Source organism: Proteiniclasticum ruminis DSM 24773 (assembly GCF_000701905.1).
Lineage (GTDB): Bacteria > Bacillota > Clostridia > Clostridiales > Clostridiaceae > Proteiniclasticum > Proteiniclasticum ruminis.
The window spans coordinates 77,320-101,652 of sequence record NZ_KL370832.1; the positions used below are offsets into that span (position 1 = coordinate 77,320).

Consider the following 24,333-nt stretch of genomic DNA (forward strand, 5'->3'; position numbering starts at 1 on the left):
TGATGAATTCCGAATGTGGCGTGCCTAGTTATTTACTTAAAAGAATAAATCCTATCATCGAAGCTGGATTGTCAAAAGTAGTTTATTGAATTGTGAAATCTAAATGAAAACAGTTCACCGCTGTTGTAGTGCCTGATTTGTATAGTGTTTCTTTATTTACATGAAAGTTATATGCATGAATCTATGCAAGTGTATTTGATTTTTTACTACATAACAATTGAATGATTGATTTTTGTGTATCTAACGATATAAAAAACACTTAGATTCAAGAGAAGTTGTCTTATTTGTTCGTATATAGTAGTGTATTTACGAGCAAATATGATAAATGAGGTGAGATCATGACTCTAAAAGATATGGTGAGTAGTTCACTGAAGGTAATGAACGTCTTTAATCTTTCTTGCAATGAGTCGGTACAAAAACATCCAAAGAGTATTCAAAAGAGCTTTCAATCTACAATTTTATTTATTATCAGGTATACTAATAGAGAATAGTAAAGTTTATGGAGGAACGTGTTTTTGATTATAGAAAACCAGATTGACTACGAAGTAGTAGAAGACCCAAACATTGCATTACCATGTGTACAGCCGGTGCTGCCTGATGATGTGTATCATAATCGTCTGAAGCGAACACTTCAGGAGATGAGTAAGAGAAATCTGAAGTATCTTATGATCTACGCTGACCGGGAGCATTATGGGAACTTTGAGTATCTCACAGGGTATGGGCCACGATTTGAAGAAGCGCTTCTTATTGTGGACCAGAGTGGGGAATCCTACACACTGTTGGGAAATGAGTGTCTTGGCATGGCTAAGCAGAGCAGAATCACCACTGAAGGCATTCTCTTTCATGCATTTTCCCTTCCCAATCAGCCCATCCATGACAATAAGACTCTGAAGGAGATTTTGCGGTATATAGGTGTGGATGCCAATGTCCGGGTGGGTATGGCAGGATGGAAACTTCTATATCCAGACTTTGGCACAAGACAGGACTTTGATGTACCGTCCTTTATTGTGGATAAGGTGAAGGAGGTCACAGGAGAAGGATCTTTAGAAAATGTCACGGATCTCTTTATTGATCCCCAGTATGGACTTCGTGTCATAAACACAGCCCATGACATCGCTTATTTTGAGTTTGGTGCAGCCTATGCCTCCGATGCGGTGCTAAATATGCTTCGTCATACCCGGACGGGCCTCACAGAGATCGAAGTATCACAGTACAGCACTTCTGGGTCTCTGCCCACATCCTTATTTCCGAAAGTGCTGGCAGGGGAGCGTATGGACCTTGGAATGGTCAGTCCAACCACCAATAAATTGAAGCTGGGGGATCGCTTTCAGGTGTCCATGGGACTTATTGGAGGGCAGAGTAATCGTAGAGGCTTTGCAGTGTATTCCGAAGCAGACCTTCCAGAAGAATCCAGAGATTTTCTGGATAAAATCGCGAAACCGTATTTCACCGTCATGGTCAACTGGTATGAGAATATGCAAATTGGCGTCAAAGGATCAGAAATCTATCAGATGGTGGAAGAAACCTATCCTAGAAATGTTCATGGATGGTTTCTTAATCCAGGCCATCTCATTTCTACGGAAGAATGGATGTCTTCTCCCATTTATGAAGGATCCGAGATCACCATGAAAAGCGGTATGATACTTCAGATGGACATCATTCCATTTCTTGAAAAGATATATGCTGCGCCAAACTGTGAAGACGGGATTGCCATTGGCGATGAGAAGCTGAGGGAAGAGATAAAAACGCTCTATCCGGAAGTGTATGGCAGGATCATGGCAAGAAGAGAATTCATGGAGAAAAAGCTCAACATAAGACTGAAACCGGAAGTGCTTCCTTTATCAAACATCACAGGTTTATATCGGCCCTACATGTTGAATAAAGACAAGGCTTTTGTGATCAGAAGAGAAGACTAACCCATAGTGAAATCATAAAAGAAGGATCTGGTGCTTTGTTTATAAGCATCAGATCCTTTTTGGATAGGTAAATAAGTTATAGAATTATGAATCACTGAGCTGTCACATTATTATTGGCGAAGGCTTTGAAGATAGCTTCTCAAGAGTTGGTTTTGATTTACTCCAACAAGAAATCCATGATGTTTTTCACTTTGATTCCGGAAAAATCGTTGAAGATATTTTGATCCATTGTAAGTATGAATTTAGGATAATGATCCGATATGGATTCTAGTGGTCTAAGTTCCCGGATTCTCGTTTCTTCATTCAGAATAGAAGCGGAAATCTGATAATAAAATTTTTCGTTGGTTTTTGTTGCAATAAAATCTACTTCTAATGTTCCAACTTTTCCAATGGATACATCATAACCCCTTCTTATGAGTTCGAGATAGACGATATTTTCAAGAACATGACCGTAGTCTGTTCCTTGCAGGCCAGTAAGCTTGTTTCGTATCCCGATATCCACCATGTAATACTTCTCTAATGTTTTCAAGAACATTTTCCCTTTTAGATCATATCGGTTTGCTTTATAGATAATGTAGGCACTCTCTAGCATCTTAAGATAGTTATCGATGGTTTCGCCCGTTGTCTTTCTTCCGCTGCTTGTAAGGTAATCACTGATTTTTTTGGTGGAAACCACGCTGCCGACGTTTGAAGCGATATATTTCAAGATACTTTCCAGAAGTGCAGCATCACGAACTCCATTTCTTTCCACTACATCTTTCATTAGAACTGTGTTGTAAATTCCTTCAAGGAAAGGTCCAATGGTATCTTTATGTTCCAGAAGTTCTACTATAGTAGGCAATCCGCCGTAGAGAAGGTATTGATTAAACTTCTCAGGCAGACTTAGAGGACTGTCTTGATCAAGAAAATCAAGATACTCTTTAAAAGATAAAGGAAGCATTTTGATTTCAACGTAGCGTCCCGCAAGAAGGGTGGAAAGTTCGGAAGATAATAAATAAGCATTAGAACCAGTGATATAGAGATCAGCATTGACATCTACGAGTAAAGAATTTACAACTTTTTCCCAAGATTCAACTTGCTGTATTTCATCTAGAATAATATAATGCTTAATTTTTTGATCTGATATTCGTTCTATGATATATGCATAGAGTGTTTTGTAAGTGTTAATCTCATCGAACTCTAATGATTCAAAATTCATCCGGATAATTTGATTTTTTTGAACGCCACTTTTAAGAAGATGCTCTTCGAAAAGGGAAAGCAAGGTTGATTTACCAGATCGCCTTAATCCTGTAATCACTTTAATTAAACTCTTATCTTTAAACTCAATTAATCGGTGAAGATAAAGATCTCTATTTTTCATGTTATCACCCCTTGTTAAAAGTATAGCCTGAAATACAATAACTTACAATCTTTTTGCGGATATAACCTAAAAACTATTAATAACCATAAAGTTTTAAAGATATAACCGAAAAACTATTAATAAATATAAAGTTATACGGCTACAACCTATAATTAGGCCGGATAAACTTACCGTTATATTATGGTAAACAATAAAGGCGATTCTTGTTGTTGCGCTGATCGTTTATTTTCTCAGAAAGAAAGATCTCTTTATAGGACTGGATTTTCTAAATGAGATCTCATTGCCACAGAGTCTATTTTCTGATGAGAAGAATCTAAAAGGAGCCATTGGAGAAGACTATATCCAGAAGATATTGCTGAAGTTTCCATCCTCGAACAGAATTCTCCGAAATATCTATGTGCCAACCAAAGAAGGGAATGCCGTAGAGGTTGACCTGATCTACATCACAGAAGTAGGAATCTATGTCATAGAATCAAAAAACTACAGTGGATGGACCTTTGGGAATGATCAGCAGAAGTACTGGACACAAACGCTCAAAAGTGGAGAGAAGAACAGGTTTTATAACCCTGTGTGGCAAAATGAAGGCCATATCAGGGCTCTTAGTCAGTATCTGCAGGCAGATCCTAGGTTGTTCCGCTCCTATATCATCTTCAGCAACCGATGCACCATCAAGGAAATGTCAGTATCAAAAAAGCATGTGGTGGTGATGAACCGGTCCGATCTTTATGATACTTTGCTTGTAGAGTTGAGTGAGAAGCCTCGTATACTGACTAAGGAGATGATGGAAGCCATCAGCGTGAGGCTGAAGGAGCTTGCGTTCATTTCAACTGAGATGAAGGAAAGGCATATAGAACAAGTGCAGAAAAAGTCGGAGTTAATGACTTGGAAAAATCCTAAAAGAAGATCTGAATCCAAGAACAGAGTCGTTCCTTTATCTCGAAAAAAAGGTGATAAGAATAATGAAACAGGTAAAGTCATTTACCTGAATCTCAAGAAATAGGGGAGCAGAGTGCGGATTTCTTGCGGATAGGATCTAATCCTTTACTATTGGGTTCGATAAAATTATGGGAGAATGAGTTATGAGAGTACATTTAAGAGAAGTCCTGGATGCACTGGATGCGACAAATGACAGTACAGTCTTTGTGTTCAGCAAAAGTAGAAATCGAGTACTGTTATTTTTTGAAGGCTCCTTAGCTGATGACATAGAAGATAACATAACACTAGAGGATGCTTTGAATGACCCTGACAGCTATATACTGCTTCCTACAGAATATGAGATTCATGAATATCAGATTATGGAGGGTTTTGTGAAAAGCATGGAGGAAGAAGGCGCAGTCCATGAACGGCTTCACGCCATGCAAGGAAAAGGCGCATTCCGACGTTTTAAAGAGAAGGTCAGCCTCTTGAATCTAGAAGACAGATGGTACAGATACCGGAACGATGAATATGAAAAAATAGCGGTGGAGTGGTGCAGTAGTAATGGAATTGAATCGATCAAGAATAAATAATGGATCCAAATATAAAACCAGCGATACTTTCTTAAGAATCGCTGGTTTAGGATGATACTATGCTCTTGTCATTTCTTGTAATCGCAGTACAACTTCTTCAAGAAAGATGAAGAATATCGTTCTTGTCTTTTCATATGGTTTCAGAATATCAGACTGTCTTTCTTTGGCCAGCCAGAAGATTCGGTCACACTGATTAAGAAGAGATTTATTATACTCTTCAACCACCATGATAACTTCAGAATCTTTTTGTTTTGCCTTTGCATAGATGGTTTCGAAAGAGCTGAACGTACCTGTTACGGTCATAATGATGATAAGCGTCTGGCTGTCTATGATGGATGAAACGGAAAGCTCATCAGAAGTTGCAACGATAATTTTATTGGTGCAGGTCCGAAGACGATATTCGAAATATTGAGCGCAAAGTAAAGAAGGGCCATATCCAAAGAGGATGATCTTTGGATATTTTTTTATGGCTTCGACAAGCTCATCAACAAGAGAATCATCAAAGTCCTTCATAAAGCCAAGAAGGCGTTTCAGTTCACTTGAGGATGTAGCTGGAGTGGCGAAATCCTTCAAAAAATCACTGTATTGTTTAAAATTTGCAAAACCGATTTTTTTCACGAATTTACTGATTTTTGAAGGAGAAACCTCACAATACTCTGCCACATCTGTGATGCGCATTTTCTCATGTTCATCTGCATATTGCCGTATGAGTGTATATAACTCCTTCTCCAAGGGGTTTAGTTTGTTCAAATCCACATTTAACACGAAATCCCTCCAAATATTATTGTTAATTCATCTTATCATTGCAATGTTTCGATGTAAAGGTGAACTGTTAAATATTCTGACAATAGAAAATAAAATAAGTAATTTTCCATAAAATAATAATATAAGCGTTTACTTAGTAAATTTTTCCAAAAAATCATTGATTTTTCTAAAGTGCTATGGGATAATCAACTCGTGATCACGATTATAGATGTTCGTAGCCTAAGTGCTTTAAGGAGGCCAATTCATGAAAGAAGATTTAATTGAAGTGTTGAAAGCGATGCTGACACCGGACCAGGTGAATACTGGTACTGAAGATTTATATGATGCAGCAGCAGACCGATATAAGAAATATGCCAAAGCCCGCAAGGTTTTGGATGTGCCAATCCCAGTGGCGATTGTTTATCCAAAAAATACCGAGGAAGTAGCAAAGATACTCAGCTATTGCAATGAGGAGAAAATCAATGTGATTGCTAGAGGTGGAAAAACTGCCACTGAAGGTGGACTTGAAAACTGGAAGGAAACGACAATTATTCTGGATGCGCTTTACTTAGACAAGATTTTGAAAATTGATCCTTACAATATGCAGGCTACCGTAGAAGCTGGAGTCGCTCTGCAGGACTTAGAGGATGAACTTCGTAAGATTGGATATACCACAGGTCACTCACCACAGTCAAAACCAGTTGCAAAGTTTGGTGGACTGGTTGCCACAAGAAGTATCGGACAGTTCTCCACTTTATATGGTGGGATTGAGGATATGGTGGTTGGACTCGAGTGCGTGTTCCCCAACGGTCATGTTTCAAGAATAAAGAATGTTTCCAGAAGAGCAGGCGGGCCTGACATACGTCATATCGTAATCGGAAACGAAGGTACACTATGCTACATCACCGAAGTTACCGTGAAAATCTTTAAATATTTCCCGGAAAACAACAGATTTTTTGGGTACTTAATCAAGGATGTTGAGACTGGAATCAAAATCCTAAGAGAAGTCATGGTCAATGGTTATCGGCCATCAGTAGCAAGAACGTACTCTGAAGAAGATGCAGCACAGCATTTCTATCATTTCTATGAGAACAAGTGTGTGTTGATATTTATGGCAGAAGGGCGTGAGAATATCGTTGAAGCGACTAGCCAGGGAATCCATGAAGCTGTGGAAAAGTTTAAGGACGGTATTGTGAAAGAAGTGGATAGCTCACTTATTGAAAACTGGTTTAATCATCTCAACTGGTCACAGAAGGACATTGATGATGAAGTGGAAGGTATGCTGGAAAATGATTACCACGCAGGATTCACAACAGAAATTTCTTCTGACTGGGAAACGATTCCTAAGATTTATAACAATGTCATAGAAAGAATCCGGAAGGAATTTCCAAGAGCGCATGATCTGACAATGCTTGGTGGGCATTCATCACACAGCTATATCAACGGAACAAATATGTATTTTGTATACAATTATGAAATTCATTGTGCGCCAGAAGATGAAATGAGAATCTACCATCATCCTCTCCAGACCATTATTGTTGAAGAAACTTTAAAATTGGGTGGATCCATGTGCCATCATCACGGGATTGGAAAATATAGAAGTGAATGGACAAAAGATGAACATGGTTCAGCATATTTCATGCTGGAAAAGCTAAAAGAAGCATATGATCCAAATGGTATTATGAATTTTGGTACCATATTCCCCCAAGAAGAAGGGATGAAATACATTAAGTAAAGAACGAGGGAAGAAATGAAAATAATATGTACTGTCAAATACGTACCAGACGTAGATAAGTTTCAGTTTGATTTTGAAAAAAATGTTGTAGTTCGACATAATATCAGAATGATCTTGAATCCAGATGATACAAAAGCAGTAGGACTTGCCTTGGCAATGAAGAAAAGCGATCCAAAGGTAAAGGTCGAAGTACTTTGCATGGGTCCCAAATCTGTGCTGCCCATGGCGAAAGACCTGATACGTATGGGGGTCGACCAGGTGACACTGTTAAGTGATGCCAGATTCGTAGGCAGCGACAGTTATATTACGAGTAAGATTCTAGGGACTTATCTCTATAAACAGAAGGCGGACCTGATTCTCACAGGAAGTCACTCACTAGATGGAGATACGTCCCATGTCCCCTCACAAGTTGCGGATTTTCTTAGCTTACCCCATATGACTGGAGTTACAGAGTTTCACTTGAGTGGCATGGAACAGGGACGGGTCGAGTTCACTTCAGAAAATGAGTTGAAACGTATCCGGTTCTCTATGAAGCTGCCAGGAATACTCAGCCTCAGTAAAGATGCAAAGTATAAACTGCCTTATATCCGATATGAAGACGTAAATCTGAATGTGGATCAATTTATACAGACTCTTACTTTGGAAGACTTGGATCTTGATATTGCAGAAGTTGGACTGCAAGGTTCTCTAACTAAAGTAAAGAGAACCTTTGTTAAAGAATACAAACTTCGGAATCAGGAAGTCATCGGAACCGATGAGGATGGTATTGAAAGAATCTATCAGTTCCTCAAGAACAATGGCTATATTGGAGGAAAGAAGTATGCTGAATAAGAAAGTGCTGATATTTCTAGATCCAGAAAACCTCAAAAATTCCATTGATCTTTTGGAAGTTACAAGAATTATTTATGGCGAACCAGTAGAATCCTTTGGGCTCTTATACGAGAGTGATGTCACCCAAGCAGCGGGATACTTTAATTATTTATACTCCGTAACTTCTGATGAGAGTATGTTTTATGACACCGGTGCAGTAACAGACTATGTAGAAAAGCTCCATAAGGAAAAACAGTTTGATGCTATCTTAATACCGGCAACATTTATCGGAAGAATATTAGCACCAAGAATTGCTAGACGGCTTCATACAGGACTTGTGGCAGATGTCACAGATCTGCAAAAAGAAGGAGATACTGTGGAAATGATCAGACCTGCATTCAGTGGGAAAATCATGGCAGGAATCTTGAATATGAGTGATGGACCACTCATGATGACGGTGAGACAAAATGTATTTCAATATCAGAGCAAAACAAATATGGATACTACCGTATATAGGGAGCCTAATGCTTTAAAAAGCTCTTTCGGCATCTCCATTATAGAAACTGAAGAAAAAAAGGTTTCTTATGATATTAGAGACAGTGAAGTTCTCATTTCTGGTGGTGGAGGCGCAAAGCAGATATTCCATAGGCTGGAAGACTTATCCGATCTTTTGGGAGGAAATGTTTCTGCAAGCAGAAAAATGGTGGACCAGGGTATGGCCACCCGTGCTGTTCAAGTCGGACAGTCTGGAAAGACTGTTACGCCGAAGCTTTATATGGCACTGGGGATTGACGGTGCAATACAGCATGTGGAGGGTCTAAAAAATGTGGAACATATCATATCAGTAAACCTCAATAAAAATGCACCTATTTGTGCTCTTTCCGATATTGTTGTTCAGGGAGACACAAGTCAGTTTGTAGAAAAACTCATTGAACGTATTACACGAGAATAATATTTTATAGGAGGGAATTATGGATATTCAAGATTTCAACTTAGACTTTTTTAAACTGGAAGGGAAAAATGCTATTGTTACTGGAGGAAATGGTGGGCTGGGTAAAGCATTCTGTCTAGCTCTGGCTAAAGCAGGTGCAAATGTTATGGTCACAAGTCTTGCCGATGACAATGGAGAGACTAAGGAACTCATAGAAGCGACAGGACAGCAGTATAAGCTTGTTCTTACAGACATCACAAAACCTGGTGAATGTAAGAGAGTAGTGGAAGACTGCGTCAATACTTGGGGAAGTATTGATGTTGTGGTTAACTGTGCAGGGATTTCCATTAACGTGGAAGATGTTACCAAATACACCCGAGTGGAATGGGATAAGATGATTGCTGTCAATCTGACCGCTGCATTTGAAATGATTCATGAAGCCTGTAAGTTCATGATTCCTCAGAAGAGTGGAAAGATCATCAACATTGCATCTCTTTACTCCTTCTTAGGCGGACAGTGGTCACCAGCCTACGCTGCTACTAAACACGGGATTGTAGGACTGACAAAAGCTATGTGTGATGAACTTGCTCAGTTCAATATTCAGGTGAATGCCATCGCTCCAGGATACTATGCTACCCCATTGACAGAAAAAACAAGAAGTGATGAGAAAAGAAATGCGGAAATTCTTGCTCATATTCCAGCAAATCGATGGGGCTATACAGCAGATCTAATGGGTGCAACTGTATTTCTTTCAAGCAGTGCGTCAAACTATGTCAATGGAACAGTTCTTGTTGTAGACGGCGGATACCTGATGAGATAAGAAAAGGAGAGAACTATGAGTACAAAGTACATCCTTGCCATCGATGGTGGAACACAAAGTACCAAAGTGGTGATTTTTGACACAGAAGGAACAGAATATTGCTCCACTACAGTGAAACTGAAACCGATGATTTTGAACAATCACGGAAAAGCGGAACATCCAGACGATGATTTATGGACAAGTCTTATTGAAGCTTGCCAGGGTGTTCTAAAAAAATTTCAAGGAAATGTAAACGATATTATTGGTGTTGGGCTCGGATCCATTAGATGCTGTAGAGCACTTGTTAAGGAAGATGGAAATCTTGCAGCACCCGTACAAAGCTGGATGGACATAAGACTTTCAAAGCCTTATGAGCATGAACTGGATGAAGTACGTTATGTGACAACGACGACAGGGTATCTTACATACAGACTTACGGGAGAGGCAAAAGATACGCGATCCAATTATGTGGGACCATGGCCCATTGATCCAGATACATTGGACTGGTATGTGGACGAAGATAAATTCAAAGCATACACAACACCAAGAGAAATGCTTTTTGAGCTGGTGGATCCTTCAACAGTTCTTGGACATGTAACCCAAAAAGCCAGTGAAATCACAGGTATTCCAGAAGGTATTCCTGTGGTAGCGACCTCTAATGATAAAGCGGTGGAGGGGCTGGGCGCAGGACTTGAAGATGATGGTACGGTGCTGGTTTCTTTAGGGACTTACATCACTTCCATGATGGTCGGAGATAAGTATGACCCGAATACCGTGAACTACTGGAGCAATCCAGGGGCAGTGCAAGGGGAATTCCTCTACGAGAGCAATGGTATCAGAAGAGGTATGTCCACTGTCACTTGGGTTAAAGACTTGATGGGCAGCGACGTGGTAAGAGAAGCAGAAAAACGAGGAATATCTCCAGAAGCATACCTCAATGAACTGGCAGCAAAGGTTCCAGCAGGTAGCAATGGACTCTATACCATACTTCATTGGCTCGCAAGACCCAACGTCCTACATGAAAGAGGAATGATGATCGGATTCAACGGTACTCATAAAGGGGAGCATATGTTCAGATCTGTGCTGGAAGGCATCGCCTTCACCATGAAAAATAACGCGCAGGCTATGTGCGATGAACGTGGCACCGAACTTAAGAACCTTGTAGTCAGTGGTGGAGGTTCCAACGGCGAACTCTTTATGCAGATTTTTGCAGATGTATTTGGTGTGCCTGCACACAGAAATGTTGTGAATGGATCTGCAAGTATGGGAGCTGCCATTTGTACAGCACTGGCACTAGGAGTATACAGCTCCAGACATGAGGCCATTACGAATATGGTGAAGCGTAGAGACACATTCATGCCGAACTTAAAAAATACAGAACTTTATCACAGAATGAACTCAGAGGTCTACTCACAGATTCCTTCTGTTACGGATGAACTTCTAAAAAAATCTCATAATATCTTCCATAACCCTAAACCTTAATAATAGGAGGCAACATATGAAAGATTCAACAAGAAAATGGATTACCATCGCAATTCTTGCTACTGCCGCTGGTATAATCTTTGAACTGCCCTATATGAGATACACTTTTTATGATCCTTTAAGAGAAGGATTGAACCTCTCACATGAACAGTTTGGTGAACTTATGAGTTTCTATGGCACCCTTGCATTTATATTCTATGTCCCAAGCGGATGGCTTGCAGACAGAGTATCTCATAAATGGCTGCTCGGATTCTCATTGATAGGTACAGGCCTTGGTGGGTTCTACCTGTCTACCTGGCCAAGCTTTACAGGAGCTAGAATACTCTTTGCGTTCTGGGGGATCACGACTATTTTCACTTTCTGGTCAGCACTTTTGAAAGCTACCAGCCTTCTTGGGGACAAGAGCGAACAGGGAAAACTGTTCTCATTGACAGAAGGTGGTAGAGGCATCATTACATCCTTAAGTGCTTTAATTGCAACAGCTATGATTGCGCAGATTGGCGCAACACCAGACAAGTTTGTTTATGTATTATATCTGTATTCAGGTATCTGTATTGTTACAGGTTTAGGGGCACTTTGGCTTGTACCTCATAACAAGGGAGTCAAGGGGCCTGAAGAAAAGAGTGCAAATATCATTAAGGACATGATAGACGTTGCAAAGCTCCCTATTACATGGCTTCTTGCAGTATGCATCTTTTCGATTTACACCGTTTATACAACTTCCAGCTATTTTACTCCTTATATGACTGAAGTATTTGGTGTATCCGCAGCAACCGCTGCTGTTGTCGCTACTTTCAAGAATCACCTCTTTAGACCATTATCCGGTATTGTTGGAACATTCCTAACAACAAAAACAGGATCTTCTATTCCAGCAATGAGATACAGTATTATCTTCTTGGCAGCGCTCATTGGGATCACTCTGGTGCTTCCAATCAATGCCTCATTTGTCCTGATCATCTCTGTGGTCATAGCACTGATTGGACTCATGACATTCGTACTTCGTGGGCTTTATTTTGCACCGGTTGGAGAAGTGGGAACACCAAAGAGATTTCTTGGAGCAGCCATGGGGCTAATTTCTACCATTGCTTTTGCTTCTGACATTTTTAACTTCAAGATTGTCGGCAGAATCCTTGATACGAATCCTGGAATTGGAGGCTATAAAATTGTGTTTATGTACATCCTTGGTCTTCTAGCAGTATCCTTGGTATCCCTGGTATTCCTCAAGAGGTTTGCGGCAAAAAGCGCAAAAAATCAGGACAAAGTAGAAGAAATCGGTTAAATGATCTGGCAGACAGCTGAAGATTTCAGCTGTCTGCCTACTACCATAAGGAGGGTTTTGACTATTGGAGAAAAAAAAGAAGGCAGCAAATAACTTGATGAAAGGGCTGCGAATATGGGTAATCATACCTGCATTAGCGCTTCTTGTAGCCACAGTTGTATTAAGCTTTATAAATTATGATGCATTTCTAGATGTGACGACAAAAGCAAAAAACTTTATGGTGATTGATATGGGCTGGGTTTTCAACATCATGGGGGTTGCCAGTATTTTAGCACTTATCCTAGTTTATTTTACACCGCTGAAAGATGTGAGACTTGGTGGACCGGACGCGAAGCCTCTTTTGAAGAAGTCCACTTGGTTTGCAATTACCCTTTGTACTACCATAGCCGCTGGAATCCTGTTCTGGGGAACTGCTGAACCTATTTATCACCTGGCATATCCACCTGCATCTCTTGGAATTAAGCCTATGTCACCTGAAGCGGCTAAATTTGCCATGGAAACTATGTATCTGCATTGGACCTTTGTGCCCTATGCATTGTATGCCCTCCCTACCATCGTATTCGGGTTTGCATATTACAATATGAGAAGACCATTTAGCGTAGGATCCGAAATTGCTCCTCTGATCGGGGAGGAAAAACAGCTGAAGGCGAACTCTATTATTGATGCCATAGTTCTATTTACCGTTGCCACAGGGATTTCTTCCTCATTTGGAACAGCTGTGCTAAATATGGGAGGAGGACTTAATGCGATTTTTGGGTTAAACAATGATAAAAACCTATGGGTTATCATTACTATTCTAGGAGCCATAGCATTTATTATTTCCTCTGGCACAGGTTTGATGAAGGGAATCAAGTATCTTTCGGACTTTAACGTCTATATTTATTATGTTATTATTGGCGCACTGCTTCTTGTTGGACCTACAAAGTACTTCATGGGACTTGGTACAGAAGCCTTTGGTGGTTTCTTAGACAACTTCTTCAGTAAAGCAATGTTCACAGGTACAGCGTATGGAGATGCGTGGGGATCCGATTGGACAATGTTCTACTGGTCCAACTGGATGGCTTGGGCGCCAGTTTCTGCAGTATTCCTTGCAAGAATCGCATATGGATATAAAATTAAAGAAATCATTATGATGAACCTGTTTATCCCAGGTATTTTCAGCGTAGTGTGGATGACCATTCTTTCAGGAACCAGCATTAACTTCCAAATGACTGGCCGCGTAGATATACTAAGTATCATGAATGAGCAGGGGGCGGGGGCTGCAGCTTATGCCATATTAAGGGAGTTTCCTCTGTCAGGCCTGTTCATTTTCATTTACGTTTTAGCGGTATTTATCTCTTTCATTACTGCTACAGATTCAACAACCAATGCTATGGCATCCATTTCCACATCAGGTATGGATGATGGAACAAAAGAAGCTCCACTTTCAATAAAGATAATGTGGGGTACAGTGATAACAGTTGTAACACTTGTGTTCCTCATAACATTGGGGATTGATGGTATTCGAATGATGTCCTATCTAGGAGGCTTTCCTGCACTCTTTATCGGAGCACTTAGTTTAGTTTCATTGGTTCTTATGATGAAAAAGCATTCAAAGATGGACAAAGTCAGTGAGAAGAGTGAGAATATGAAGTCTGATAATGATGAAACAGCTTAATGAACTATATTAAATATGATTGATAGACACCATAAAAAACAACCCTTCCAATGCGGGAGGGTTGTTTTTATGGTGTCTTTTTACATGAGAATGAAGCTTGAAGTGTTTTTATTTGTTTAGAGTATTGTTTAGTGTCTTCTTTGCTGAGAAGATTTGAGTGTCAATACAATGCTGCTATGGGATCCTAATAGCAGAAATTCAGTCTTCATACACTATGTGTCCAAATGCAATTTATACTGCTGATACTTATTGGTTACAGCTTTTGCTTTGCGATCTCTCTATAATCTTTTCTGTACTGAGAGGGTGAGATCCCGGCATATTTTTTAAAGACCCGGTTGAAATGCGTGACGTTGGAGAATCCTGTAAGATTAGAGATCTCGGTAATAGAAAGGTCTGTTTCCATGATCTTACGCTGGGCATTGGAGATTCTAGTGACGCTGATATACTGAACAATGGTGCGGTTTGTCATCCTTTTGAACTCCCGGCATAAGTAGTAATGGCTTACATAGAATTTCTTCGCCAACCCTTCTAAGGAGATATTTTCCGCATAGTTTTCATGAATGAAGTCCATGACTTCTCCAATGAGGTGTTTATTGCAGCTCTTTTCTTTATTATCCGCTTTCCTTAAAAAAGTGACCAGCATGGTATTTAGAAGGCTCTGCATGGACTCCTGCTTGAAGACGGGATTCTCATTTTCCTCTTCCAGCATCTGACGCAGAATCTCTTCCATGGTTCTTTGAAGAGAAGGGTCAGGCCTGTAGGTTCCTGTAGAGTTCTCCATGGCATCTCTCAACTCTTTTGAAGTGAGGGCATTGGGTCTGAAGTATAAAACGATGCGCTTAAACGGTACATTGAGATCACCATAAGAGTGGTGCATGACGTAGGGAGCTTTGAGGGCAAACATTCCAGGCTCAATACTAAAAATGTCACTTTCTATGATGATATTTCTTCCACCTTCCTCTAGAAAGTAAATTTCATAGAAGTCATGGAAGTGGGACTTTGTCATATTATCATTGACACCTTCTTTACGTTCACAGGCGATGAGTTGTCCTTCTGTCATTCTGATTCCAGCATAATCAATCAATATAAAACACACCTTTCTGGGGATGGAGAACTATATCTAATAGAGAATTATTACGTTTTCATTTTAACTCTAAGAGCAAGATATGTAAAGAAATGGAGGTTTCACTGCAATTTTTGTCTAGTTTGAATGTAATCGATGTAATACAATAAAGTCACTGTTAGAGAAATAACAAAAAAAGGAAGAAGGAAAAGAACATGATAAAGTTTGAAGGATCTTCTCAGTACAGTAAAGAGACCTTGTATCAGCTGTACAAAACAACAAATGAAATCTATGGTATGAAGAAAATCCTAAAAAAGCTTTTGCTGGGCTTTGCCTTGGCTTTGGCCGGTCTCTTCCTTGATCTGCCGATGATTCTTCAGGGAATCCTTCTGATGTCAGGCGCCTGGCTCATGGTAAGCAAAGACTTTCCAGCCAGAATGAAAGCAGAGGATGTGCTGGAGACAAGAGGGAATCATCTTCCAGAGCTCAAGACGAAATTCTATGACGGTCATCTTGAACTCAGCTCGGGTAAGAAAATGAAGCTTTCGTATCGTGATATTGAACATCTTTCTGAAGTAAACGGTCTCATGATGATTTTCTTCTCAAAAGACAGTGCCATCGTCATAGACAACGAAAGTCTCACTGGGGGAACAATGGAAGAGCTGAAAGACTTTTTAGAGGATAAAACGAATCTGACCTTTCGTCAAAGCAGATCTTTCCTCAGCATGAGCCTAAAAGACCTTATGGGGCTTATCCGTAAATCATAAGAGGGTTACCACAATGAAATGATAGCGCATCGCTCCGTCGATTCACTATAGATGTCAATTTTCAACATTTTAGGAGGAAAAACATGTTTAAAACAAAAAAACTAGTATCAGTTGTTCTAGCAGCTATGCTTGCGGTAGGACTTGCCGCGTGTGGTGAAAAGGCAGAATCTCCAACTGGAGAAAAAACCTTTGATCTGAAGCTTGGCCACAATCTTGCAGAAGACCACGCAGTGCATCTGGAGCTATCCGACTTTGCAGATAAAGTGAAGGAAAAATCCAATGGTACCATCAATATCCAGATTTTCCCCAATGGAACCCTGGGCAGTGAGACCGATATGATTTCACAGATTCAGAACAGCGCTTTGGATATGGCAAAGGTTTCAGCCTCCACACTTGGAAACTTCAGTACACAGTATAATGCATACTCTGTACCTTATGTCTTTGATAATCAGGAACATTTCTATAGTGTTATGGACGGTCAGATTACAGAAGACATCTTCGCAAGTACATCCGGGGATGGGTTTATTGGACTTACTTGGCTGGATTCCGGTTCAAGATCTTTCTACACCAAGGATAAAGCCATCAGAACACCAGCGGACCTGAAAGGTCTGAAGATCCGTACCATGGATTCCCAGGTTGCGATAGATATGATGAATGCACTTGGCGGCTCTGCAACGGTCATGGGGTACAGCGACATTTACACCGGTCTTCAGCAAGGGGTCATCGATGGAGCAGAAAATAACGTAACAGCTCTGAGAGACCACGGTGAAGTGGCAAAATTCTATTCCTTCGATGAACATTCCAGAATTCCAGACGTTGTCGTTCTTTCTCAGAAAATCTGGAATGAAATGACAGAAGAACAGCAGAATGTACTGAAAACTGCAGCAAAAGAAGCCAGCGAAAGCTATAAGACAAGATGGAAGAATTTTGAAGATGAAGTACTTGAAAAAGCTACCAATGAATTTGGTGTAGAGCTTGTTAGAGACGTGGACATCAAGGCATTCCAGGATGCAGTGCAGCCACTATATGAAAAACTCAAGACCGAAAGCCCTGAAGTCTATGAAGTAGTTCAGAAAATTAGAGATGCTGCTAAATAGGAAATGAGATCAGGAAGGCAGCGCTCCCAAAAAGAGCAGAGCCTTCCTTTTTCATGAAAATGAAGAAGAGAATAAAGAAAATAGTCCAAAGAATAAATGGAGGAAAATATGAAAAACATTGATAAAACCATTGATAATATCATGAAAGCTGTCATGGCGCTCGCCATGCTCTCCTTAGTAGTGGGCGGATTCTGGCAGATTTTTTCCAGATGGATTCTAAAAGATCCATCCACCTTCACCGAAGAATTCATGAGATATATGCTCATCTGGTCCAGTATGATTGGTTCTGCCTACTGCTTCTACAGCGATAAGCACCTGGCTCTGGATCTGTTTAAAAAGAAAGCCACCGGAAAGAAAGAAAAAGTGCTGAATATATTCATCGAAGCAATGATTCTATTTTTTATCATCTACGTATTCATCTACGGAGGTGCAAGACAGGCATTCAACAGCACCAATACCTCACCGGTAATGCACATTCCTTTTAAAGTGCTTTATATGATTCTCCCGATTTCTGGTATTTTTATCGTCCTTGCCAGATTTCTCAAATATTATCAGAATTATACAATCATGAGAGACGTAAGAAAGGAGAAAAACTGATGGTAGTACAAGCAACCCTCATTCTGTTCACTATTTTCTTTGTGATGCTCTTCTCTGGAGTACCGATATCTGTGGGCATCGGCATCGCATCCATTGTCACTGCATTTTTCAGTTTTGACCCTTCTGTATTTGCCATCACCGCAGCACAGAGAGTATTTTCAGGTATTGACTCCTTTGCTTTACTGGCACTGCCGTTTTTCACATTGGCAGGTAATGTCATGAATAAAGGTGGTATTGCCCAGAGGCTTGTTAGACTTGCAAGACTTGTTGTGGGCTGGATTCCAGGGTACCTCGCCGCAACCAACGTTCTGGCCAACATGTTCTTTGGGGCCATTTCAGGCTCTTCTGTGGCAGCAACCTCAGCCATGGGAAGCATCATGAGTCCACTGGAGCTGGAAGAAGGGTATGATCCTAATTACTCTGCAGCTGTAAACATATGCTCTGCACCTACAGGAATCATCATTCCTCCAAGTGGCCCGCTGATTCTTTATTCCATCACTGCAGGAGGCGTTTCTATCGCAGCGCTGTTTATGGGCGGATATCTTCCAGGGATTCTTCTTGGACTTTGTGTACTTGTTGTAGCCATTATTATGGCAGCAAAAAAAGGCTATCGAAAATCTACGGTCAAAGATACAGCTTCACCTTTAAAAATCGTCATTGATGCCATCCCATCCCTTTTTGCTGTCATTATTGTCATGGCGGGAATCTTGGCAGGCTGGTTCACACCAACAGAAGCAGGTGTTGTGGCTGTTCTTTATTGCGGTCTACTGGGCTTCCTCTACAAAGAACTAAACCTCAAGAATCTTTATGAAATTCTAGCAGATACGATGATCAGCTCCGCTACCATTCTCTTTTTAATAGCAGCATCCACCATCATGTCTTACGTGATGTCCTATTCAGGAATTCCTGCTGCCATCAGCAAAATGATCATGGGAGCCTCCAGCAACAAGTATGTACTGTTGTTCATCATGAATATATTCCTGCTTGTCATGGGTATGTTCCTGGATCTTACACCAGCCGTACTCATCTTCACACCGATTTTCCTGCCTATTGTCACAAGTATCGGTATGAGCCCTGTACATTTTGGTATCATGTTCATTCTGAACCTAGGCATAGGTTCCGTCACACCACCTGTTGGTTCCTGCCTCTTTGTGGGATGCAGTGTGGGTAAAGTATCCATTGAGGGAGTCACCAAATACATCATCCCACTTTTCATCGCCATGGTGGTTGCGTTAATGCTCGTAACTTACATACCGGCGCTGTCTTTATGGATTCCGTCACTCTTTGGTCTGGTACCAGGGTTCTAGGAACATAATTGCTCTTATGAGCATCAACATTCATGTGCAAGGAGAACAATATGAAGATCACAAAAGAATTTAGAAGTATCAGAACGGATCAAGGCGTATCCGTCATTAAGACCAACTGCTCCAGCATCGCTGTTATGTTTTTGACCGATGAGATTGTTCGAGTAAGGACATCTTTTGAAGAAGAGATGGATGAGGCATCCTATGTGCTTTCTCTTACTGCCTGGGAGGACCGGGCAGATGGCTTTCTTGGAGAAGACAGAAAAAGAGTGGAGCCAGTTCAGCCAGAAATCAGAGAGACAGAGGAGAAAATTCTCTTTAAAACAGAGAAGCTTACGCTGGAACTTCTGAAAGCTCCCTTTGGATTCAGACTCTATGATGAGGAGAATACTCTCCTTTATAGTGATCTGGAAGGTACGCCCTATATCAAAGACAGCAACAGCAGAGTGAACCACTACAGCAAGATGCTGTCAGAAGAAGAATGTTATTATGGATTCGGGGAGAAAGGCGGAGAGCTCAACAAGAACAAGGCTTTTCTAAGGCTAAGAGCCACAGATGCCATGGGGTATGATGCCCAGAAAATGGATACGCTCTACAAGCATATTCCTTTCTATATCCGTCTGAACCGCAAAACCCAAAAAGCGGTGGGGCTTTTCTATCATAACTTTTATGAGTCCGTGTTCAACATGGGATGTGAAAAAAGCAATTACTGGAACCGGTACACATACTGGCAGGCTGATGGGGGAGACATTGATCTGTTCTTCATAGGCGGAAACACCATGAAAAACATCGTGGACAACTACACTTACCTCACCGGCAGACCCATGCTGCTTCCTAAAAGAGCATTGGGATATCAGGGATCTTCCATGTACTATCCAGAACTGGAGAAGGACTGTGATGATGCCATCTTAAACTTTATTGACACCATAAAGGAAGAAGGATTCCCCATAGATGGGTTCCATCTCTCCTCTGGATACACCAACACCAATGGAAAGAGATATGTGTTCACCTGGAATCAGGACCGGTTTAAAGATCCCAAAGCGTATTTTGAAGCCATGAATGAGAAGGGTGCGCAAAATGTGCCAAACATCAAGCCTGGCATTCTATTGTCACATCCATGGTTTGAAGAGTTTTCAAAGAAAGAAGTTTTTGTCAGAAGCGAAGATGGCAAAGACCTTGCCACCGGCATGTGGTGGGGCGGAGAAGGTGCTTTCTGGGACTTTACAAAAGAAGCAGCCAGAAGAACCTGGAAGAACTATATGATCGAAAGCCTTATTTCCAAAGGTACCAGCTCCATCTGGAATGACAACTGTGAGTACGACAGTATTCTTGATAAAGACTCTTTATGTGATTATGAGGGAGAGGGCGGCACCATCGGTCAGCTGAAGCCTCTAATGAGCACCATCATGTGCAAGATTGCAGGAGATGCAGTGAGGGAACACGATGCGGAGAAAAGACCCTATGTGGTCTGCCGAAGTGGAAGCGCCGGAATTCAGAAATACGCTCAGACCTGGTGTGGGGACAACTATACCAGTTGGGCATCGTTAAAGTACAACATTCCTATCATCACGGGTATGGGCCTTTCGGGTCAGCCCAATGAAGGTGCAGATATCGGAGGTTTTGCAGGTCCTGCTCCAGAAGAGGAACTGTTTGTGAGATGGGTCCAAAATGGTATTTTCCAGCCCAGATTCTCTATACATTCCGCAAGCAATGATAATACAGTAACTGAGCCCTGGATGTACGAAGGTTCGAAAGATCTGAGTAGAGAGGCCATGCTTCTCCGATACAAATTCATTCCATATCTGTATTCTTTGGAATATGAGGCCTCTGTCAACGGAGCTCCCATCATGAGACCTCTTGTGTATGAGTTCCAGGAAGATGCTGCAGTATACGACGAGAGTTTTGAATTTATGTTCGGCAGAGATCTATTGGTGGCCAACGTCCTGGAGAAGGGAGCCACCACGAAAAAGGTCTATCTGCCACAAGGAAGCAAGTGGTATGACTGGAACGACAACTATACCTGCTACGAGGGAGGGCAAACCATAGAAGTGCCTGCGCCTCTTCAGACCATTCCGATGTTTATCCGTGAAGGCGCTATGATTCCCATGGCTCAGAATGAAATTCTCAGCATGGAAAAGGACAAGGTCACAAAGATGAAATGGATTCTTGCACCTGGTAAGGATTCCGAGTTCACTTTATACGATGACGACGGTGTGACCAATAACTATCAGAAGGGAAGCTTCAGAAAAACAAAGGTCACCATGACTGGAGAAGACGTGGTGAAGGTGAGCTTTCTAACAGAAGGCAGCTATGAAGATCCTGTGGATGAACTCTTTGTGGAAATGATTAAAAAAAGCAGAAGTCCTTTCTGGGTAGCCCTTGGCGATGAGAAAATCACACATTACTTCTCACGAAGAAAGTTTGAAGAAGCCGAGGAAGGCTGGTATTACAGCCAAACAAAACGAGCGGTACTGATAAAATACAAGAATCCTGGAAAAGACATCACACTGACAGTTTCCTTTGAGGATTTTGATCTCATCGGGATGTAATTAAAGGAGAAAACCATGCTCATTAAAAAATATGTATCAATGGAAAAGACGGACAATGGATATCTGATTCACGCAGATACTGCAGATGTCATGATTGTGTTCATGACAGAGCATATCGTCAGAATCCGGACCAGTTTTGACAAAACATTCAGAGAGTCTTCCTATGCCTTGGTCACCACGGCATGGGAGGATGATTTGGATGAACTTCTTTCCGAGGAACGGAAGAGGATTGAGCCCGCTTTGGTAGAGGTGGAAGAAACAGACAAGAAAATCACTTTCACCACCAAAGAAATGGTGCTCACCTTAAGAAAGGATCCATTCAGCTTCGTGCTGAAGGATCTTCAGGGAAATCTGATTTATAAGGATCTCAAAGAGAGAGCTTATGAGAAGGACCACTTGGGCAGACTCTTCCATTATACTTGTATGGATCCACAGAAAGATCATTTCTATGGCTTCGGTGAAAAAACAGGTCATCTGGATAAAAAGGGAAGACGCATGAGAATGTCCCCTAAAGATGCCATAGGACACGATCCGGAAATTGGAGAGCCTCTTTATAAGCACATTCCTTTCTATATGAGAACGGATGAAAATACAGGGAAGACCGTAGGATTTTTCTACAATAATGCTCACGACAGTGTTTTTGACATGGGAAATGAAATCAGTGGCTATTGGGAACGTTATGCCTACTATCAAGTGGATGGAGGAGACTTGGATCTCTTCCTGATTTACGGACCGGATGCTAAAAGAGTAGTGGATGGGTATACCTATCTTACAGGAAGGCCAGCTTTACCAACAAAACAGTCCTTGGGATACACGGCTTCCACCATGTATTATGCGGAGCTGGATGAGAACTGTGATGAAGAGATCTATCAGGTGATACAGAAGCATTTTGATGAAAAAATCTACATTGATAACTTCTGGCTCGCTTCTGGCTACTCTGCGGGGGAAGAAGACAAGCTCCGGTATATCTTCAATTGGAACCGTAAGAGATTCCCGGATCCGGAAGGGTTCTTCCAAAAAATGGAGGAAATGGGCATCAATGTGATCCCCAATATGAAACCAGGCATACTGCCAAAGCATCCATATATGGATACTTTTGTGAAAAATGATGTGTTTGTGAAAACGCCAGATGGGAAAAAGGACTATGAAGGACGATGGTGGGGTGGCCAAGGGAAGTTTGTGGATTTCACCAGCGAGTCCGGAAGAAATACATGGAAAGAGCTGCTGAAAAAGACGCTGCTGGCCAAAGGATCCAAAACCGTGTGGAATGACAACTGCGAGTATGATGGCATCGAGGATCGGAAAGCGATTTGTGACAACAACGGCAAAGGCGGAACTATGGAAGACTTAAAAATCATCCATTCCAATATGATGGCCTATGTGGGAAAAGAAGCACTGAATGAAATGTATCCTACTGAGCGTCCCTATATCATAAATAGAGCTGGCTACGCTGGAATACAGCGGTATGCTCAGGTGTGGGGGGGAGACAATCTCACAGACTGGCGTACAGTGAAGTTCAATATTGCCACCATTCTTGGCATGGGCCTTTCCGGGGTACCCAATATGGGATGTGACATTGGAGGTTTTGCAGGACCTGCTCCGGAAGGAGAGCTTCTCCTCAGATGGATACAAAGTGGCGTTTTCCAGCCCAGATTCTGTATGAACTCTGCAAACTCTGACAATACAGTGACACAGCCCTGGATGTACGAAGAGCATCTTGAGCATATCAGGGAGGCCTTTGCACTTCGGTACAGGATGATGCCCTATCTGTATTCTCTCATGAGACAAGCCCATGAGACCGGTGTTCCAGCCATGAGACCTCTATTTTTGGAGTTTCCGGATGATACACTTTGCTATGGTGATAAGCATCTGACCTTCATGTTTGGCCCATCTGTCCTGGTGGCCAATGTGGTGGAAAAAGATGCAAAGACCAGAACGCTCTACTTACCTAAAGGAAGTCTCTGGTATGATATGAACGATAAGTACAAGTGCTATGAAGGAGGCCAGAGCATCACCATCCCTGTGGATTTTGGAACCATTCCCATGTTTTTACGAGGGGATGCCGTCTTCATGACCACGGAGGATGTCCATCAGGCATCTACAGATGTGATGAAGAGTCTGGATTTTATCATCAGTGCGGAAAAGGGGACCAGCTTCCTCTATTATGATGATGACGGACACTCAAAGGATTATGAATCTGGCGTCTACAAACGAACATGGATATCAGTAACACCTGGTGAAAAAATCACCATCTCCTTTGACAGTGAGGGTACCTATGAAGATCCGGTGGAGAAAATGACATTGAGAGTCATGAGTAAAGACAAGGGTGCTTTATATGTCAGTGTGGACGGTGAGCAGCTGCCAAGATTCCTTGTGAAGGATAATCTCGATGAAGCTAACAAAGGATGGTATTATGACCTCAGTACGAGGATGGTCCTCATTAAGACAGAAAGACCTCATAAAGAGAAGTTTGATATCATTATCAGCCGGGAGAAATTTGATCTCATCGGTATGGAGCAGGAAGAGGAGTTTTAGAAGATTCTTTGAAGATGCAACGTAATAAACGGCCATAAAATGATGAGGAATCACGAAGATTTATAAAAAGCTATTTACTAAAAAAAGTTAAAATAGAAAGAACCGCAGCAGATGAGAGGTCCCCCCTCGTACCTGCTGCGGTTCTGTTTTTATTCGCATTTTAAAATCTTTCTTTTCGTCACTTCGTGGAGGATGAATTA

At 41.4% G+C, this 24,333-nt stretch carries 19 protein-coding genes; 16 read left to right on the top strand and 3 right to left on the bottom strand.

Translation table 11 applies throughout. The annotated features are described in order from the left end of the window. Positions 1-515: 515 nt before the first annotated feature. Positions 516-1,916: a M24 family metallopeptidase gene (locus tag T487_RS0113585; RefSeq protein WP_051651736.1), complete on the top strand. Its 1,401-nt coding sequence runs from the start codon at positions 516-518 to the stop codon at positions 1,914-1,916. Between the two features lie 157 nt (positions 1,917-2,073). Here the strand turns inward: T487_RS0113585 and T487_RS0113590 are convergent, their stop codons facing one another. Continuing rightward, positions 2,074-3,276: an ATP-binding protein gene (locus T487_RS0113590; RefSeq protein ID WP_031577674.1), complete on the bottom strand. Its 1,203-nt coding sequence runs from the start codon at positions 3,274-3,276 to the stop codon at positions 2,074-2,076. A 280-nt stretch (positions 3,277-3,556) separates the two neighbouring features. On the opposite strand from T487_RS0113590, the gene T487_RS0113595 reads away from it, so the two are divergent. Beyond that, on the top strand, positions 3,557-4,276 hold the full coding sequence (locus T487_RS0113595; protein ID WP_051651737.1) for a nuclease-related domain-containing protein: 720 nt from the start codon (positions 3,557-3,559) through the stop codon (positions 4,274-4,276). Between the two features lie 79 nt (positions 4,277-4,355). After that, positions 4,356-4,784 (top strand): UPF0158 family protein, encoded by a 429-nt coding sequence (locus T487_RS0113600; protein ID WP_051651738.1) that lies wholly within the window; start codon positions 4,356-4,358, stop codon positions 4,782-4,784. Positions 4,785-4,841: 57 nt separating this feature from the next. Here the strand turns inward: T487_RS0113600 and T487_RS0113605 are convergent, their stop codons facing one another. Continuing rightward, a complete protein-coding gene (locus T487_RS0113605) occupies positions 4,842-5,549 on the bottom strand; it encodes a MurR/RpiR family transcriptional regulator (RefSeq protein WP_031577677.1) in 708 nt (235 codons plus the stop codon). A gap of 244 nt (positions 5,550-5,793) precedes the next feature. Here T487_RS0113605 and T487_RS0113610 point away from each other — a divergent pair, with 244 nt between their 5' ends. The 7 genes from T487_RS0113610 (at position 5,794) to T487_RS0113640 (ending at position 14,221) form a co-directional block, all read left to right on the top strand. Further along, positions 5,794-7,263, top strand: a complete 1,470-nt coding sequence (locus tag T487_RS0113610) for an FAD-binding oxidoreductase (RefSeq protein ID WP_031577678.1) — start codon at positions 5,794-5,796, stop codon at positions 7,261-7,263. Between the two features lie 15 nt (positions 7,264-7,278). Continuing rightward, positions 7,279-8,094 (top strand): electron transfer flavoprotein subunit beta/FixA family protein, encoded by an 816-nt coding sequence (locus T487_RS0113615; protein ID WP_031577679.1) that lies wholly within the window; start codon positions 7,279-7,281, stop codon positions 8,092-8,094. Beyond that, the gene (locus T487_RS0113620) at positions 8,084-9,025 is read left to right on the top strand and encodes an electron transfer flavoprotein subunit alpha/FixB family protein (protein ID WP_031577680.1); all 942 of its coding nucleotides are present in this window, start codon (positions 8,084-8,086) and stop codon (positions 9,023-9,025) included. Before T487_RS0113615 ends, T487_RS0113620 begins: the two co-directional genes overlap by 11 nt. Before the next feature lie 19 nt (positions 9,026-9,044). Continuing rightward, a complete protein-coding gene (locus tag T487_RS0113625) occupies positions 9,045-9,824 on the top strand; it encodes an SDR family oxidoreductase (protein WP_031577681.1) in 780 nt (259 codons plus the stop codon). 15 nt (positions 9,825-9,839) lie between these two features. Continuing rightward, a complete protein-coding gene (locus T487_RS0113630) occupies positions 9,840-11,285 on the top strand; it encodes an FGGY-family carbohydrate kinase (RefSeq protein ID WP_031577683.1) in 1,446 nt (481 codons plus the stop codon). A 16-nt stretch (positions 11,286-11,301) separates the two neighbouring features. Continuing rightward, complete coding sequence (locus T487_RS0113635) at positions 11,302-12,564, top strand: MFS transporter (RefSeq protein ID WP_031577684.1); 1,263 nt, start codon at positions 11,302-11,304, stop codon at positions 12,562-12,564. A gap of 64 nt (positions 12,565-12,628) precedes the next feature. Beyond that, positions 12,629-14,221, top strand: coding sequence for a BCCT family transporter (locus T487_RS0113640; protein WP_031577685.1), 1,593 nt, complete (start codon positions 12,629-12,631; stop codon positions 14,219-14,221). 253 nt (positions 14,222-14,474) lie between these two features. On the opposite strand, the gene T487_RS0113645 is transcribed toward T487_RS0113640, so the two are convergent. Continuing rightward, entirely contained in the window at positions 14,475-15,305 is an 831-nt protein-coding gene (locus T487_RS0113645) for an AraC family transcriptional regulator (protein ID WP_031577686.1), read from the bottom strand. Positions 15,306-15,499: 194 nt separating this feature from the next. Between T487_RS0113645 and T487_RS0113650 the strand changes: the two genes are divergently transcribed. The 6 genes from T487_RS0113650 to T487_RS0113675 all read left to right on the top strand — a co-directional run bounded on the left by T487_RS0113650 (position 15,500) and on the right by T487_RS0113675 (position 24,133). Continuing rightward, on the top strand, positions 15,500-16,051 hold the full coding sequence (locus tag T487_RS0113650; protein ID WP_031577687.1) for a YcxB family protein: 552 nt from the start codon (positions 15,500-15,502) through the stop codon (positions 16,049-16,051). Between the two features lie 83 nt (positions 16,052-16,134). Next, entirely contained in the window at positions 16,135-17,148 is a 1,014-nt protein-coding gene (locus T487_RS0113655) for a TRAP transporter substrate-binding protein (protein ID WP_031577688.1), read from the top strand. A gap of 108 nt (positions 17,149-17,256) precedes the next feature. Further along, the gene (locus tag T487_RS0113660; protein WP_031577690.1) at positions 17,257-17,745 is read left to right on the top strand and encodes a TRAP transporter small permease; all 489 of its coding nucleotides are present in this window, start codon (positions 17,257-17,259) and stop codon (positions 17,743-17,745) included. Further along, complete coding sequence (locus T487_RS0113665) at positions 17,745-19,052, top strand: TRAP transporter large permease (RefSeq protein ID WP_031577691.1); 1,308 nt, start codon at positions 17,745-17,747, stop codon at positions 19,050-19,052. The genes T487_RS0113660 and T487_RS0113665 overlap by 1 nt, the downstream gene beginning before the upstream one ends. A 50-nt stretch (positions 19,053-19,102) precedes the next feature. Further along, positions 19,103-21,598 carry a glycoside hydrolase family 31 protein gene (locus T487_RS0113670; protein ID WP_031577692.1) on the top strand — a complete coding sequence of 832 codons (2,496 nt, stop codon included), beginning with the start codon at positions 19,103-19,105 and terminating at the stop codon, positions 21,596-21,598. A gap of 15 nt (positions 21,599-21,613) precedes the next feature. Further along, positions 21,614-24,133, top strand: a complete 2,520-nt coding sequence (locus T487_RS0113675) for a glycoside hydrolase family 31 protein (protein WP_031577693.1) — start codon at positions 21,614-21,616, stop codon at positions 24,131-24,133. The last annotated feature ends 200 nt before the right edge of the window (positions 24,134-24,333 follow it).

Coding starts and splice junctions, on each gene's coding strand:
- T487_RS0113600 (WP_051651738.1), top strand. CDS start 4,356: ATGAGAGTACATTTAAGAGAAGTCCTGGATGCACTGGATGCGACAAAT.
- T487_RS0113650 (WP_031577687.1), top strand. CDS start 15,500: ATGATAAAGTTTGAAGGATCTTCTCAGTACAGTAAAGAGACCTTGTAT.
- T487_RS0113620 (WP_031577680.1), top strand. CDS start 8,084: ATGCTGAATAAGAAAGTGCTGATATTTCTAGATCCAGAAAACCTCAAA.
- T487_RS0113625 (WP_031577681.1), top strand. CDS start 9,045: ATGGATATTCAAGATTTCAACTTAGACTTTTTTAAACTGGAAGGGAAA.
- T487_RS0113665 (WP_031577691.1), top strand. CDS start 17,745: ATGGTAGTACAAGCAACCCTCATTCTGTTCACTATTTTCTTTGTGATG.
- T487_RS0113610 (WP_031577678.1), top strand. CDS start 5,794: ATGAAAGAAGATTTAATTGAAGTGTTGAAAGCGATGCTGACACCGGAC.
- T487_RS0113675 (WP_031577693.1), top strand. CDS start 21,614: ATGCTCATTAAAAAATATGTATCAATGGAAAAGACGGACAATGGATAT.
- T487_RS0113670 (WP_031577692.1), top strand. CDS start 19,103: ATGAAGATCACAAAAGAATTTAGAAGTATCAGAACGGATCAAGGCGTA.
- T487_RS0113635 (WP_031577684.1), top strand. CDS start 11,302: ATGAAAGATTCAACAAGAAAATGGATTACCATCGCAATTCTTGCTACT.
- T487_RS0113655 (WP_031577688.1), top strand. CDS start 16,135: ATGTTTAAAACAAAAAAACTAGTATCAGTTGTTCTAGCAGCTATGCTT.
- T487_RS0113630 (WP_031577683.1), top strand. CDS start 9,840: ATGAGTACAAAGTACATCCTTGCCATCGATGGTGGAACACAAAGTACC.
- T487_RS0113590 (WP_031577674.1), bottom strand. CDS start 3,276: ATGAAAAATAGAGATCTTTATCTTCACCGATTAATTGAGTTTAAAGAT.
- T487_RS0113615 (WP_031577679.1), top strand. CDS start 7,279: ATGAAAATAATATGTACTGTCAAATACGTACCAGACGTAGATAAGTTT.
- T487_RS0113660 (WP_031577690.1), top strand. CDS start 17,257: ATGAAAAACATTGATAAAACCATTGATAATATCATGAAAGCTGTCATG.